Raw genomic sequence first — 15,013 nt, forward strand, 5'->3', positions numbered from 1 at the left:
GGCCTCAATGACAGTTAATTCTGGATTGGCATTAAGCGATTTGCGCAGAGTATAGGCGCCTTGTTGGTCAACCATCCAGCCACGGTTGGATTGGTCCAAAAGCGTTCAAGAACATCGGCTAGGGTTGTTGGCAACCTTACATAGTTTCGGCTTGCCAGTGCAGAGGCATAAAGGAGCGAAAGATCTTCGGTGGTCGCATTGGGCGTAGGCAGTTCTTCTTCAATTCCCTGGGCGCCGGAATGGACTATGGCTGCCAATTGCAAGTGCGGGCTTGCCGTGGCGTCGGCTGCGCGGAACGCGAAGTTGAATTGAGCGCCCTTGGCAATGTCTCTCATGTCAGACACAGGGCAAATGCACTCTGAGGCTTCGCGGTCGCGGAAGCTCAGATTGTTGAAGGCAGCGCTCCAACGATGTGGTGTCAGCCGCAGATAGGAGACCACGCTTGGCGCCGTTATTGCGATGATCGCGTCCAGGTACTTCAGGATGCGGGCGACGAAGTGTCCCAGCGGATTTCGATAGCTCGTTCTTGCCCTTCGGATCCCAGGTCGTATGTGATCTTCCGGGGCGGAGAACCGAAAGCATCAAATCATGGCCCAGCGCTGAGTAAGACGAGGGGCGCCGGGACTGCTTGGCGTACCGCCCGGCAGAGTGGACGTGGCCAAAAAAGATGCCCCGGCCACCAGATCGGCTTCGTCGTACGTTTCAGCGCGCTGTTTTGCGTTTCGCCTATTTTGCGGGAGCCTTCCGCGATTTCTTAACTGGCGACTTAGCAACCGGCGCCCTAGCGGCCGCCAACGACGCACGTGGCGCCCGTTTCGGTTTCGATTCCGCCTCTGGCTCCGCTGGCTTCCGTCCCAATCCAGCTGCTTTAGCCAACGCAGATCGAGCAGCAGCGTAGTTCGGCGCCACCATTGGATAATCGGCAGGTAGATTCCATTTCTGCCGATACTTATCCGGGCTGAGATTATAGTGGACATTGAGATGACGCTTCAAGGACTTGAATTTATTTCCGTCCTCCAGGCAAATAATGTAGTCCGGCGTGACCGATTTTTTAATCGAAACCGCCGGCTCTTGCTTGGCCACAGGCTCGGCCATTGGCGTGCCGGTCCGTTGCAGGGCAGCGTGGATATCGCCGATCAGCTTTGGCAATTCTGGAACTGGCACCGGATTGTTCGACACGTATGAAGAAACTATGTCGGCGGCGAGTGATACTAGGTCGGCGTTGTCGTGCTGCTCATCGGATGCGGTCATGTTGCTTTCCTTTTCCATTGCATCCCGCTTGTGCAGTTTGTGCAGCTATATTGTCGAGGCCGTTTTTGCAATGTCCGCAGTGTCGAAGGACGATATGCCCGCTTCGCGCCCCCAAGTCTGTCGTTCAGCCATCTCTTTCGAAAACTTAAAACCGGACATCGTTTTGGCCTGAGCCGATTGTCGGAGATGTCGGACAGTTGCGGACTTTCCGGATTTGGTGGCTCGCCCGCAATAAGCTGCCGTTCGCATAGCCGCATCGATCCTGGGAATAACGCTCCGGCCGGCTGAAAATGGCGCGCCAAGCTCAGCGGCCGGTAACGTCGCCTAGAAGATCACCCATCGGGTTGTTCGCCGTCGGCGTCCAAACGGCCAGCCTGTCGGCGATAGCACAGAAGCAACGCGTAAACGCGACCTGCGCACGATGGATATCGACAGCGTGATCGCGCTCTCCAATGTGCACAATCGAGCTGCGGGCGTAGTAGATCGCGTAGCCGGCGAGCCTTGGCACACCTTTCATGCAGATGCCGATCCGGCGACGAAGCCGTTCCGCGACCCCGAGCCCATAATGATCGGTGAGCAGCGTCTCGAATGCCACCGCGAGCGCGACGATAGCCTCGTCCTCGTTTGCACGAGCGCTAAAGGATTGCCGGAACCAGCTCAACGCCGTGAGCAACGTCGGCAAAGGCGGTTCTCCGGCTTCTCTGCCTGTTCGCGCTGGCGCTTGAAGGGGTCATTGAATAAGGCTACCGAGGCCAAATGGAATTGCAGATTCGCGTGTCCGTTTCGAGCAACATCTGGTGAACCACCGGCAACCGCGCGAAGATTTTTCAGTGTATCAGTGGCATCGAGCCCCTGACTTTCGATCGGTATACAAGCAATCGTTTCGCCCGCGGCGGGGCCGCGTTAGGAAAGGCGCATGTTCACTGTCAAAGCGGATGACATCAAAAACTTCAACGGCGACCAGCTGGTCGAGCTGCTGCGTGTCCTCCTCTATGCCGAAGCCCGCAAGGCCGGCGTACCACTCCGCAATGTCGATGTGCCTCTCCAGATCACAGTTGCCGACGGCGGCCAGGACGCGACCGTCCAATGGGAAGGCGGGAAAACATCGACTGATTATTTCCCCGGCCGCGATGTCATCTTCCAATGCAAGGCGAAGGATTACGGCGACGCTCAGTGGGAAAAGGAGGTCTGGACCAAGCCGACACAGGCCAAGACGGCTAAGGTCAAGGTCCTCAACGACGCGGTTAAAGGCGTGCTCGCGCGTGGCGGCACCTATATCGGCGTCACCGCCAAGCCTCTGGTCGGCACCAAGCCGAGCGACCGCGTCACGGCGATCGAAAGGGGTATCAAGGCCGCCGGCGGCGATCCAGCCAAGCTTACAGCGATCCGCGTCTACGAAGGCAACACGCTCGCCGCCTGGGCCAGTACCCATCCGGCGGTCGCCGTGTGGATCAAGCAGCAGAAAGCGGCGATTGAGCTCGCCGGCTTCGCGACCCTCGACCAATGGGGCAAGCGCGTCGATATCGCGTCGCCCCCATTCGTGCCGAGCCCGGACCGGAAATTCTCGCTTGGCCCCAACGACGCCGACGTCATCGACTTCACCCAGCTCGCCGCGCGCCTCGTCGACGATCTCGCCGAGGGCGGTGCCTGCGCGCGCATCTGGGGTGCATCAGGCATCGGCAAGACGCGGGCCCTGCATTATGCCCTGAGCACGAGCACGGGAGCGCTCCAGGGACTGACTGCCGCTAACTTCATCTTCTGCGACTTCCGCGAGGTCCCTCTGAAAGTCTGGGACGTCGCCAATCAGATTGTGAAGGAAAGCTCCGCCGCGGTCCTTGTCGTCGACGGTTGCTCGATGGACGAGTCGCGCCGGCTCAATGACATCGCGCGCGGCGATGATAGCCAGCTCCGCGTTATCACGCTCGGCCCTGACGGCAGCGACCATGACGATTATTGCCAGATGATCCGGCCGGCCCAAGCCGATCGGGAGACCATCAGGGGTATTCTCAAGGCCGGACTCGCAAAAGCGAAGGCGGACGAGATCGACTATATCGCCACGCTCTGCGACGGCTTCCCGCGCATCGCGGTCCTGGCGACCCACAGCTACGACAAACGCGGCATCCTCAAATCGGTCGACGATGTCGCGGAGCAGATTCTCGGCGCCGCTGACGTCGAACGCGATACGGTCCGTGCGCTCGAATGCCTCTCCCTGTTCGAGCGGCTCGCGCCCGACGAGAATCCGGCTGGTTTCGACGATATCGCCGAGACGCTCGTCCACATAAAGGGCGAGCGGATGTACGAAAATCTCGTCATCGCCGCAGGCAAGCACCTGGTCGATCGCAACCACGGCAGCATGAATGCTCAGCCCCGACCAATTGCCGATTTTCTGGCGTTGCGCCGGCTCGATTATTTGCGGCCTTCGACCCTCATCAGCTTCCTCGACCGCGCACCGTCCGCCCACCGCAACGCGATGCTCGCGCGCTGGCGCTTCCTTGCTCGATCACGGACGCTGAGCGACGTCGTCCACTCCCTGCTGCACGGTGCCTTCGCGGACGCCACCGACCTGCTCGGCCCCAATGCCGCCCAGTTCCTACCATCCTTCACGCATGTCGCTCCTGACCGGACAGGATCTGCCCTATTCTTCGCCATCATGCGAATGCCACTCGACGATCTGGCGGCAATCCCCGTCACCGATGGTATGCTCGACGCGTTGCGCTTGCTCGCCTCTCGTTCGTCGAGCTTCAGGCAGGCCGCGCAAATCGTTCTGCGTCTGTCTGCAGTCGCCAGTACCGAGGGATCACCGCCCATCGTCGACCTGATGCGGCAGCTCTTCCAAATCGCCCTGGCGGGAACGCAGGCCGATGATCGACGCCGCCGCGAAGCCCTTACCGAGGCGCTGGACGAGGATGATCCCCGGATCAGGCGGGCATGCGTCGAGGCGTTGGGGGCGATGATCCAGACCCACATCTCGCGCTCGACGGACTTCGAGCAGATCGGCGCCGAACCCTATCGGCCCGAATGGGCGCCCGCCGATCACGACACGATTCACGGCTATTTCAAATGGGCGCTCGAGCGCCTGCTCGACGTCTGGCGCAAGACCCCTGAGCTGCGCCCGACCATCGAGGAGCACATCGCTGGCGACCTACGCAACTTGCTGGTGCCGGAACTTTTGTCGACCATCGAGGCCTTCGTCCGCGAGGTCGTTGCGACATCGGGTCACTGGTTCGGGGCGACCAAGAGCATCGGCGACTGGCTTTATTTCGACCGTCCCAGTCCGCCGGACGACTTTGCTGCGGCCGTGCGTGCTCTCTACGATCTGACGCTCCCGGAAGACCCCGTCGAGCAGGCGCTGCTCTACAGCCGGTTCTGGGTCTCGGACATCCACGACCCGGAAAAACGATACGCCGACAATGTCGATGATCCCGATTTCGAGTATTCGGCTCGGCGAGCGCAGGCGCTCGCGCCCGATATTGCGCGCGATCCGGACCAGCTCGCCCGGATCGTCGCCGCCATGTCGAGCAGGGAAATGAACGCTCCTTATCCCTTCGCCGAAGTGCTGGCCGGGCATTTGCCCGACCCGCTCGGCGCCTTGGAGCAAGCCGTCATCGCACTCGATGCCAGCGGCAATCGTGGCGGCATGGCCTTCGTCCGCGCGCTCCTCTCGGCCATTGACCTTCGGCTTGCCGATCAGGCCGATCAGATCGCGAAGCTGGAAACGATCGCCGAGTCTTCCGCGATGCTCGCGGCGAGCCCGATGAACATCTATACCGCGCTTCGTGTCACCGACAAGCGGTTGGCGCGCCTCACGGCACAGGTCCGCGAAGGCGCGATCGACACCGCTCAGGTGGTGACCATCTCCTACGGCAAGGGCCTGGCCCAGGTCTCGCCGCCGGCGCTGGCTGACTTCATCAAGGCGCTCGTCGAGCGCGAGGATGGCGGTGCCTGGGCTGCGCTCGAAATCCTCTCGATGGTGACACATGAGCGCAATGCGCTCACGTCCGAAATCGTCGAGCTTGTGAAGGCGGCCATACTCGCGCCTGCTATCGCGGACGGGACCGACGGCAATGCGAGCAACGCCGACTATATCCACGATCGCATGCTCCGTCTGCTCGCCGCGTCCGGCGCTATTGACGACAGTTTCGCGCGCGCTTTCGCGCTCCAGATCGAGCGAGCATGCCGTTCGGCCGGTTCGCGCTACGGTCGTCCTTCGGATGCCATTCGCTCGGCGCTAGCGATCGTCGTCAAGCAAGCCCCCAACGAGGTCTGGCCGGTCCTGAGCGGTTTCTACGAGATCGCAACGCGCGTCGAACGCGAGCGCCTTAACGCGATCACCTCCGCGACCAAGCTTTTCGCCTATGACGCCTCGAGAACCGGCCCGGGCGCACTCTTCGATACACCGCTGCCCTTGATGCTCGACTGGGCTGTAGAGGATCCGGACCGACGCGTTGCCTTCCTGATCAGCTTCTTCCCAATTCTGCAGCAGCAGGGCGACGGCTGGACCTGGCACCCCGCGTTGCAGCAGCTCGCTCATCTTTATGGAGCCTCAAAGCGCTTCCAGGCCGCCCTCCGGCTGCGGATTTTCCCCAGCTCCTGGGGCGGCTCGCTGAACGCGCATCTGACCAGCTTCAAGGACCCCCTGACGACATGGGTCGACGATCCCGCCCTCGGCGACTGGGCGAGCGGAATGCTGGAGGTAGTCAACCGGTCGCTGGAGGACGGACTCTACGGGCGCTGACGCGCCCAGCCCGCGAAAACGGAGAGAGAAGAGGAACCCAGCCATTGGTTGCAACTGAACCAACGGAAGGTTTCGGGCAGCGACTTAGCTATGCTGAATGACTCATGAAGGCGACTGCCGACCGCTCCGACCGTTCGTTTGAGCGTCAGCTTTCCCATGTGCAGCATCTGTAAGCGGCCTGTCCAGGTCCAATGATGGGTTTAGCCAGGGCGTCCGGTGAGTAGACGACCGCTCGGCTCTGACCCAAGATTTGGCCGACGCGCCCGGCAGTTTGCTTCAAATTCCGCCCATGCAGAGATATTTCAATTCGAGGTAGTCCTCGAGGCCATGGCGGGACCCCTCGCGCCCAATGCCGGACTGCTTCATTCCTCCGAAAGGAGCAGCTTCCGAGGACATTCGTCCTGTGTTGATGCCCACCATGCCATATTCCAAAGCTTCGGCCACGCGCCACACAAGTTTCAGGTTAGACGCATAGAAGTAGGCGGCGAGCCCGTAGATTGTGTCGTTGGCCTCACGGACAACTTGATCCGCATCTTCAAAGCGAATGACAGGCGCCAGCGGTCCAAAGGTCTCTTCTTGCGCCACGGTCATATCGCGAGAAACCTCGGTGAGGACAGTCGGTTGGAAAAGCGTGCCTTGCATACCGACGCGATCGCCCCCGCATCGAACGACGCCGCCTTTCGCAACGGCATCGGCGATATGGGATTCGATCTTTGCCAGAGCGCGTTTATCGATCAGCGGTCCGATGAATACCCCAGGATCGAAGCCGTCGCCGACTGAAAGCTGGCGGACCTTTCCGGTGAGCTTTTCGACGAACTCATCGTGGACGCCGGATTGGACGTAAAGGCGATTTGCTGAAACGCATGTCTGGCCGGCATTGCGGAATTTCGCCTGGATCGCACCCTCAACGGCAGCATCGATATCGGCATCGTCGAAGACGATGAAAGGTGCATTGCCGCCGAGCTCGAGGCTGACTTTCTTGATCTGGTCTGAGCACTGACGCATCAGCAGCCGGCCGACCTCGGTCGAGCCCGTAAAGCTGATCTTGCGGATCTTGGCGTTGGTGCAGAGTTCGCGGCCGACAGCATCGCCTTCGGAAGCGTAGATAAGGTTGACCACGCCTTCGGGAAAACCAGCCAAATGCGCCAGGGCGAACATCGCGCCCGCTACGAGTGGCGTCTGCTCAGCGGGCTTCAGCACGATTGTGCAGCCGGCGGCGAGAGCCGGCGAAATCTTGCGCGCGACCATTGAGGCGGGAAAATTCCAGGGCGTGATCGTACCAACGACGCCGATCGGTTGCTTGATGACCAGCATGCGACGGTCTGTCGATGGCGCCGAGATCGTTTCGCCATAGATGCGATTGGCTTCTTCGGCGTACCATTGCAGATACGCAGCCGCATGGGTTACCTCCGACTTCGCTTCGGCGAGTGGCTTGCCCATCTCCGCGGTGAGAATGGCAGCGAGGTCGTCGGTATGATCCACGATCAGTTGGTGCCAGCGCCAGAGTATGTCGCTGCGCTCCCGGGCCGTCAGGGCTGCCCACCCAGGCTGTGCGTCATAGGCCCTGTCAATGGCGGCGCGCGTCTCTTCGACACCCATGTCGGGGAGTTTGGCCAGCAATTCGCCGGTCGATGGATTGGAGACTTCGAACGTCCGCGTGCTAACCGGCGTGCCCAATGCCGGCATGCGGTCGATCCTCGCGAACAGGGCAGGAGACTTCAGGTGACGGATCATCGGCTGGCAGATTGGCAAAAAGGGATCTCCTCAACGCGATGGATGTGTCCGTTGGCGGGGTCGATGCGTATCCTCACGTTCGGCCGCCGCATAGGACCTCGTACAGATGGCGGTTGGACCTCCTCAACGGAAGGAAGTACCGGAAGTCATCATCAGATCGTCACTCCGAAGCGTCTTGATCGGCCATCGGTGTCGAGCACTAATTTGGCGCCGATTCCTCCTTCAGCAATCCCCGAGAAAAGCGCCAGGCGCGAACCTAGTCGGCGAACTGTTGTGCACTGACGCATTTGCACAAAAATGTGGCAAACGTTCTGCCCAGTTGACGCTAGGGAATGAGGACGGATGAGCGCAACCGGAGGAAACACGGCATTGACCCCGCCCGACATTGCGGCGCGCAAGGGGCTGCAGCCGCTTGTATGCCTGACGGCCTATACAACACCAATCGCCGAGCTGATTGATGATCATTGCGATGTTGCGCTGGTTGGCGACAGCGTTGGCATGGTGTTGCACGGCTTGCCTTCGACGCTTGGCGTGACCCTCGAAATGATGATCCTCCACGGCAAGGCTGTGCGACGTGGGCTCGAGCGGGCACTGATGGTCGTGGACATGCCTTTCGGCTCCTACGAGGAAAGCCCCGAGCAAGCGTTCCGTAATGCGGCCCGTGTGATGACCGAAACCGGTTGTGCGGCGGTCAAGCTCGAGGGCGGCGAAAGCATCGCGCAGACAATCCAATTTCTGACCGCGCGCGGTGTGCCGGTGATGGGCCATGTCGGCCTGACGCCGCAGGCTGTCAATGCCTTCGGCGGCTACCCTGTGCAGGGGCGAGGCGAAGATGCCGAGCGCATTCTGCGCGATGCGGTCTCTGTGGCCGAGGCGGGCGCCTTCGCGGTTGTGCTCGAAAAGATACCGGAAGCGTTTGCTCGGCGGACTACCAAGGAAGTCTCAATCCCCACGATCGGGATTGGCGCATCGGCGGCCTGTGACGGGCAGATCCTGGTTGTCGATGACATGCTGGGGCTGTTTGGCACCTTCCGGCCGAAATTCGTCAAACGTTACGCAGAGCTCGGCAAGGCGGCCGAGGCAGCGATCGCGACATTCGCAAACGAGGTGCGCGAGCGCCGCTTTCCGGCGAGCGAGCATGTCTTCGGCGACGAGCCGCGCAATGTCAGTGGGGGTGAGGCCGCATGAACGTCGCAATAGTCCGGATCGTCGCTGAATTGCGCAGCATCGTTGCCGCGTGGCACCGGGAGGGCCTGAAGATCGCCGTGGTGCCAACCATGGGCGCCTTGCATGAGGGACATTTGAGCCTGGTGAGTGCGGCATTGGCGAAGGCCGATCGGGTGATCGTAACGCTCTTTGTCAATCCCAAGCAGTTCAACAATGCCGAGGACCTGGCCGCCTATCCACGCACGGAGCAGGAGGACGCCGCCAAGCTCGCGTCGGTCGGCGCTCATATCCTTTACGCTCCCGATGCAGCCGACATGTATCCGCAAGGCTTTGCTACCAAGGTTTCGGTGAGCGGTCCGAGCGACGGTCTGTGCGGCGCGTTCCGGCCCGGCCATTTTGACGGCGTTGCGACGGTGGTGACCAAGCTCTTTCTTCAGACCGGCGCCGACCTGGCATTTTTCGGCGAGAAAGACTTCCAACAGCTCCACGTGGTCCGCCGCCTTGTTCGTGATCTCGACATCCCAATCGAAATTATCGGCAACCCGACGGTGCGCGAGAGCGACGGCTTGGCCATGTCGTCACGCAACACGCGACTGTCTTCGGCCGAGCGCCGGACAGCACCGAAGCTGCCCGAAATCCTGTTCAAAACTGCTCGGCGGCTGACTTCAGGAGAACTCGTCGAGCGGACGTTGCGGGAGGCTCGACAGGCGATCCTTGCTGCTGGCTTTTCGAAGGTCGAGTATCTCGAATTGCGTGCCGATGATGACCTTGTCTCGATCGCTACTTTGAACCGGCCAGCGCGGCTCCTCGTTGCCGCTTGGCTCGGCCAGACGCGCCTGATTGATAATGTCGAGGTGAGATCGCCGCAACGATTGGATCAAATCCTGAAGCAGGCCGCAGCCTGAATCTGCGGCTCTGATCAACTGGGCCCACCACGAGTTCCTCGACAGGGGGAAACAGCAGATTGACCAAACGAGACTGAAACTCTGCCTCAACTCGATCGAGCAAGGGCGTCGAAGACGAACTGCTTGGCGTTGCGCACGCTTGCTTCCAGTGACGCGCCTTGCGCCAGAGACGCGGTGATGGCGCTGGACAGCATGCAACCCGTTCCGCGCATTCCACGCTGCAGGCGAGGCCCTTCCAATCGAACTACCGGGCGCTCTGGTTGCACGAGCAAATCGATGGCCTGCGGTCCTTCCGCATGACCGCCCTTGACGAGCACGGCGCTTCGGACCGTTCTCGACAATTCCTCGCCTTGAAGCTGGGCGATTTCTTCGTCGGGCGCCGGTGCCGATCCGGTCAATCGAGCCAGCTCGATCAAGTTGGGTATTACGAGCCGGCAGATAGGCATCAGATCGCCGCGCAGTGCGTCGATGGCACCGTCCTCCAGCAGCATTCGTCCGGAGGTCGAGGCCAGCACCGGGTCGAGAACCACTGGCACTTGGCGGTTGCTCGCCAAAACTGAGCCGACCGCGTCGATCGCCGCGGCCGTCCCCAGCATGCCTATCTTGACTGCCGCGACAGCGTTGGCGGCGAAGGCAGCGCGCATCTGGGCGGCGATAATCTCCGGGGGCATGTGCTCGATGTGCTCGACGGCCGTGTGCGTCTGGACGGTTGCGGCCGTTACTGCAAGGCAACTGCGCAGCCCAAAGGCAGCGACGGTCTCGACGTCGCGGGCTATGCCGGCGCCACCGCTGGAATCGGAGCCGGCAACGATGAGCACATGCGGTGTCATCGCCATCGCGACGTCGCCGCCAGCCATTCCAGCGCGCGTGCCTCCGGACGTGCGTTGCGGGTAATGTCGGTCACGACTGCGGCGCTCTCGGCGCCCTGCGCAAAGACACCGGCAATGCGCTCGACGGTCAGTCCACCGATGGCCACCAGCGGAAGCTTTCCGACGCGCTGCTTCCAGACGGCGATGCGGTCGAGCCCCTGCGGGGCCCATTTCATCTGCTTGAGGATGGTCGGGTAAATCGGGCCAAGCGCGATATAGTCCGGCTCGGCCTGAAACGCGGTTTCGAGCTCGGCGTCGTCGTGCGTGCTGAGGCCCAGCCTCAGGCCCGCCTTGCGGATCGCCTTCACATCAGCCGCCGCCAGATCCTCCTGGCCGAGATGCACGAAATCGCAATCCTCCTCGATCGCGAGGCGCCAGTAATCATTGACGATGAGCTGGCAGCCATGGCGGTCGCAAACCGCCTTCGAAGCCCGCATCTCCCGGCGCAGCAAAGCTTCTTCCTGATCCTTGATGCGCAGTTGCACCAGTTTCACGCCAAGCGGCACCAGGCGTTCGATCCACGCGGCTGAATCGACGATCAGATAGAATGGATCGAGCTTCATGAGAACGCCGCCATGCCGATCATTGGAGTTGAGGGAACGGCCATGTCGCGCGGCTCGAGCAGACCGGCGCAATAGGCCTCGCGGCCCGCCTCGACCGCCTTGCCGAAGGCCGAGGCCATGGCGACCGGATCGCCTGCCTTGGCGACCGCGGTATTGAGAAGCACGGCGTCGTAACCGAGCTCCATGACGCTTGCTGCATGCGACGGACGGCCGATGCCGGCATCGACAATCAGCGGAACGCCGGGGAAATGGCCGCGCAGGCTGCGCAGCGCATCGGGATTTTGCGGCCCGCGCGCGGAGCCGATCGGGGCGCACCACGGCATCAGTAACTTGCAGCCGGCGTCAAGCAGGCGCTCGGCGACGACGAGGTCGTCGGTCGTGTAAGGGAAGACTTCAAAGCCTTCCGAGGCAAGGATCCTGGCGGCCTCGACCAGCCCGAAGACGTCAGGCTGCAATGTATCATGATTGCCAATCACTTCGAGCTTGATCCAGTCCGTGCCGAACACCTCGCGCGCCATCCGCGCCGTCGCTACCGCTTCGCTCACCGAATGGCAGCCGGCGGTGTTGGGCAGGACGCGAACGCCCAGCGACTGGATCAGCGACCAGAACTGGCCGCCGGATTTGCCGCCGGCGGTTTCGCGGCGGAGTGACACGGTCACGATCTCCGTGCCGGACGCCTTGACCGCATCGGCCATGACGGCAGGCGAGGGATAGAGCGCTGTACCAAGCAGAAGGCGGGACGAAAGTTTCTGTCCGTAGAGCACGAGCATGGGATCAGCCTCCCTTCATCGGTGAGAGGATTTCGATGCGGTCACCCTCGGTCAGCCAGCAGCGGTCGCGCTCCTTGGCCTGCACGACGTCGCCGTTCAGCGCGGTGGCGAGCCAACTGCCCCGGAAATCGAGTTCGACAAGCAACGCGGCAAGCGTCGCGGCCGCGACTTCGTGGCTCTGGCCGTTAACGATGAGCTTCAAGGGCAAGCTCCTTTGCTGCCGGATTTCCCAGGATGATGTCGGCTGCCTGCCGCGCCATGGCCGGCGCAAGCAGGAAGCCGTGGCGGTAGAGGCCGTTGATGCGAATGTGCCTGCCGTCGCGCTCAACGCGAGGTAGGTTGTCGGCAAAAGCGGGGCGCACGCCCACGCCCGTTTCGACCAGTTCAGCTTCGCCGAAGGCCGGATGCAGCGCGTAGGCCGCGCCAAGCAGCTCCATCGCCGAACGCGCGGTGATCGGGCCCGCGGCATCGCACTCGATCATCGTTGCGCCGACCATGAACAGGTTTTCCGTTCGCGGCACGACATAGATCGGGATGCGCGGATGAAGCAGGCGCACGGGCCGGGTCAGCGAGATCTCGCCTGTTCGCAGGATCAGCATCTCGCCGCGCACGCCGCGCAGTTCTAAGCGTCTGTCAGAGATGCCGGTGCAGTCCACCTCGATATCCGCGGCTGCGGACACAGCCCAGCGGTCGAACTCGATGCGCACGCCGATGCCGAGCAGCTTGTCTCGGAGGGCGAGTAACGCCTTGCGCGGGTCGAGATGCGCTTCCCCGGCGAAGTACAGCCCACGCCCGAACCGGCCAGCGAGCGCTGGTTCGAGCACTGCGATCTCACTGACGCCCAGCTGGCTGAAAGCGGACGTACGGCGGCCGAACCGCTCCAGCTCGCCAGTGTCGCGAGCTGGCGCCAGCACGAGCGTGCCGCGACGAGACACATGGCCGGGCAAGGCTGCGTCCCACCAGTCGGCAGCGGCGCGCCCGAGTGTCAGCACCGCCTCTTCGGCGCTCTCGCGCTCGCACCAAGGCGCGAGCATGCCGCCGGCCTGCCAGGAGGCATTGCCGGCGATCTCCCTGCGCTTCTCGACAACGGTCACATCGGCGCCGCGCATTGCCAGCTCGTGCGCGAGCGTCAGCCCGGCAACGCCAGCACCCCGAATGAACGTCTTCATGTGTTTGTGCTCGCCTCGGTGCCGTCGATGGGCATGTAGAGGTCGCCGCCGTCCCGATACTTGGCCGCCATAGCCGCGAGCCCTTCCTTCTGGGCTTCAGCGCGGATGTCATGCGAGATCCGCATCGAGCAGAACTTGGGGCCGCACATGGAGCAGAAGTGCGCCACCTTGTGCGCCTCCTTCGGAAGGGTTTCGTCGTGGAAGGCGCGCGCCGTCTCGGGATCGAGCGACAGGTTGAACTGGTCTTCCCACCGGAACTCGAAGCGCGCCCTCGACAACGCGTCGTCCCTGACCTTGGCGGCCGGATGGCCCTTGGCGAGGTCGGCGGCGTGAGCGGCTATTCTGTAGGTGATGACACCAGTCTTGACGTCGTCGCGGTCGGGCAGGCCGAGATGTTCCTTCGGCGTGACGTAGCAGAGCATTGCCGTTCCGAACCAGCCGATCATCGCCGCGCCGATTCCGGAGGTGATGTGGTCGTAGCCCGGCGCGATGTCCGTGGTGAGCGGCCCCAGCGTGTAGAAAGGTGCTTCGCCGCAGACCGCGAGTTGCTTGTCCATGTTCGCCTTGATCTTGTGCATCGGCACGTGGCCAGGGCCCTCGATCATCACCTGGCAGTCCTTGGCCAAGGCGATCTTGGTGAGTTCGCCGAGCGTTTCCAGCTCGGCGAACTGCGCCGCGTCGTTGGCGTCGGCAATCGAGCCGGGGCGGAGGCCGTCGCCGAGCGAGAACGCCACGTCGTAGGCGCGACAGATGTCGCAGATTTCCGCGAAATGCTCGTAGAGGAAGCTCTCCTTGTGGTGATGCAGGCACCATTTGGCCATGATTGAACCGCCGCGCGACACGATGCCGGTGACGCGGTCGACGGTGAGCGGAATGTAGGGCAGGCGCACGCCCGCGTGGATGGTGAAATAATCCACACCTTGCTCGGCCTGCTCGATCAGCGTGTCGCGATAGACCTCCCAGGTCAGATCCTCGGCTACGCCCCCGACCTTCTCGAGAGCTTGGTAAAGCGGGACCGTCCCGATCGGCACCGGCGAATTGCGTACGATCCATTCGCGGATGTTGTGGATGTTGCGGCCCGTGGAGAGGTCCATCACCGTATCGGCGCCCCAGCGGATCGCCCACACCATCTTCTCGACCTCCTCGGCCATAGACGAGGTGACGGCGGAATTGCCGATATTGGCGTTGATCTTCACCAGGAAATTGCGGCCGATGATCATCGGCTCGCTTTCGGGATGGTTGATGTTGGAAGGGATGATGGCACGGCCGCGCGCCACCTCGTCGCGCACGAATTCCGGCGTGACGAAATCCGGGATCGCGGCGCCAAAACTCTCGCCGTCGCGTTGAAGTCTCGAACGCAACTGTTCTCGGCCAAGATTTTCGCGGATGGCGACGAATTCCATTTCCGGCGTGATGATGCCGGCGCGCGCATAGGCGATCTGGGTGACGGCGCGGCCTCCTGCGGCGCGCAACGGCCTGTTGGGCACCGGGAATTCTGGCGTAAGCCGATCAGCGGAGACGAAGCCGTTGTCTTCGTCCCTGATCGTCCGGCCTTCATAGCACTCTACATCGCCGCGTGCCTTGATCCAGTTCTCACGCAACCGCGGCAAGCCACGTTCGATGCGGGTCTTCACCGCCGCGTCGGTGTAGGGACCGGACGAATCGTAGACCGTCACGGGGGGCTCGCCGGCGCTCGGGTGGACCGAGATCTCGCGCATCGGCACCCGCAGGTCCGGATGCAGTTGGCCGGGCTTGTGGACTTTCCTGGATGCGGGCAATTCGCCGACGGTGACCGTGGGGGTCTGTGCGTTCATGAGTGAGCCTCCTTGCTCGATTGCAACGGAGACCCA

13 protein-coding genes and 1 pseudogene are annotated in these 15,013 nt (G+C 62.3%); 3 read left to right on the plus strand and 11 right to left on the minus strand.

Going from position 1 to position 15,013, the window contains the following annotated elements; all coding sequences use genetic code 11:
- Window positions 1–71: 71 nt before the first annotated feature.
- The 4 genes and pseudogenes from LB556_RS24350 to LB556_RS24365 form a co-directional block, all read right to left on the minus strand.
- Window positions 72–546: pseudogene (locus LB556_RS24350) on the minus strand (glutamine synthetase); the annotation flags it as partial.
- 180 nt (window positions 547–726) lie between these two features.
- Window positions 727–1,251: a MucR family transcriptional regulator gene (locus LB556_RS24355; RefSeq protein WP_224570136.1), complete on the minus strand. Its 525-nt coding sequence runs from the start codon at window positions 1,249–1,251 to the stop codon at window positions 727–729.
- Window positions 1,252–1,555: 304 nt separating this feature from the next.
- The gene (locus LB556_RS24360) at window positions 1,556–1,933 is read right to left on the minus strand and encodes a HEPN domain-containing protein (protein ID WP_224570137.1); all 378 of its coding nucleotides are present in this window, start codon (window positions 1,931–1,933) and stop codon (window positions 1,556–1,558) included.
- A 153-nt stretch (window positions 1,934–2,086) separates the two neighbouring features.
- Window positions 2,087–2,683 (minus strand): hypothetical protein, encoded by a 597-nt coding sequence (locus tag LB556_RS24365; protein ID WP_224570138.1) that lies wholly within the window; start codon window positions 2,681–2,683, stop codon window positions 2,087–2,089.
- Window positions 2,684–2,695: 12 nt separating this feature from the next.
- Here LB556_RS24365 and LB556_RS24370 point away from each other — a divergent pair, with 12 nt between their 5' ends.
- The gene (locus tag LB556_RS24370; RefSeq protein ID WP_224570139.1) at window positions 2,696–5,986 is read left to right on the plus strand and encodes a hypothetical protein; all 3,291 of its coding nucleotides are present in this window, start codon (window positions 2,696–2,698) and stop codon (window positions 5,984–5,986) included.
- 276 nt (window positions 5,987–6,262) lie between these two features.
- Here the strand turns inward: LB556_RS24370 and LB556_RS24375 are convergent, their stop codons facing one another.
- On the minus strand, window positions 6,263–7,720 hold the full coding sequence (locus LB556_RS24375) for an NAD-dependent succinate-semialdehyde dehydrogenase (RefSeq protein WP_411908613.1): 1,458 nt from the start codon (window positions 7,718–7,720) through the stop codon (window positions 6,263–6,265).
- Window positions 7,721–8,062: 342 nt separating this feature from the next.
- On the opposite strand from LB556_RS24375, the gene panB reads away from it, so the two are divergent.
- A complete protein-coding gene (gene panB / locus LB556_RS24380; RefSeq protein ID WP_224570140.1) occupies window positions 8,063–8,908 on the plus strand; it encodes a 3-methyl-2-oxobutanoate hydroxymethyltransferase in 846 nt (281 codons plus the stop codon).
- Window positions 8,905–9,792 carry a pantoate--beta-alanine ligase gene (gene panC / locus LB556_RS24385; RefSeq protein ID WP_224570141.1) on the plus strand — a complete coding sequence of 296 codons (888 nt, stop codon included), beginning with the start codon at window positions 8,905–8,907 and terminating at the stop codon, window positions 9,790–9,792. Before panB ends, panC begins: the two co-directional genes overlap by 4 nt.
- 86 nt (window positions 9,793–9,878) lie before the next feature.
- Here the strand turns inward: panC and LB556_RS24390 are convergent, their stop codons facing one another.
- Genes LB556_RS24390 through thiC form a run of 6 tightly spaced genes read right to left on the minus strand, consistent with a single transcriptional unit; the run spans window position 9,879 to window position 14,977 of the window.
- Entirely contained in the window at window positions 9,879–10,649 is a 771-nt protein-coding gene (locus LB556_RS24390; RefSeq protein WP_224570142.1) for a hydroxymethylpyrimidine/phosphomethylpyrimidine kinase, read from the minus strand.
- Window positions 10,619–11,224, minus strand: a complete 606-nt coding sequence (locus tag LB556_RS24395; protein ID WP_224570143.1) for a thiamine phosphate synthase — start codon at window positions 11,222–11,224, stop codon at window positions 10,619–10,621. The genes LB556_RS24390 and LB556_RS24395 overlap by 31 nt, the downstream gene beginning before the upstream one ends.
- Window positions 11,221–11,994, minus strand: coding sequence for a thiazole synthase (locus LB556_RS24400; RefSeq protein WP_224570144.1), 774 nt, complete (start codon window positions 11,992–11,994; stop codon window positions 11,221–11,223). Before LB556_RS24400 ends, LB556_RS24395 begins: the two co-directional genes overlap by 4 nt.
- Before the next feature lie 4 nt (window positions 11,995–11,998).
- Entirely contained in the window at window positions 11,999–12,196 is a 198-nt protein-coding gene (thiS, locus tag LB556_RS24405; protein ID WP_224570145.1) for a sulfur carrier protein ThiS, read from the minus strand.
- The gene (thiO, locus tag LB556_RS24410; RefSeq protein WP_224570146.1) at window positions 12,180–13,163 is read right to left on the minus strand and encodes a glycine oxidase ThiO; all 984 of its coding nucleotides are present in this window, start codon (window positions 13,161–13,163) and stop codon (window positions 12,180–12,182) included. Before thiO ends, thiS begins: the two co-directional genes overlap by 17 nt.
- Window positions 13,160–14,977 (minus strand): phosphomethylpyrimidine synthase ThiC, encoded by a 1,818-nt coding sequence (thiC, locus tag LB556_RS24415; protein ID WP_224570147.1) that lies wholly within the window; start codon window positions 14,975–14,977, stop codon window positions 13,160–13,162. Before thiC ends, thiO begins: the two co-directional genes overlap by 4 nt.
- Between the last annotated feature and the right edge of the window lie 36 nt (window positions 14,978–15,013).

It is taken from the genome of Mesorhizobium sp. ES1-4 (genome assembly GCF_020164745.1).
Lineage (GTDB): Bacteria > Pseudomonadota > Alphaproteobacteria > Rhizobiales > Rhizobiaceae > Mesorhizobium.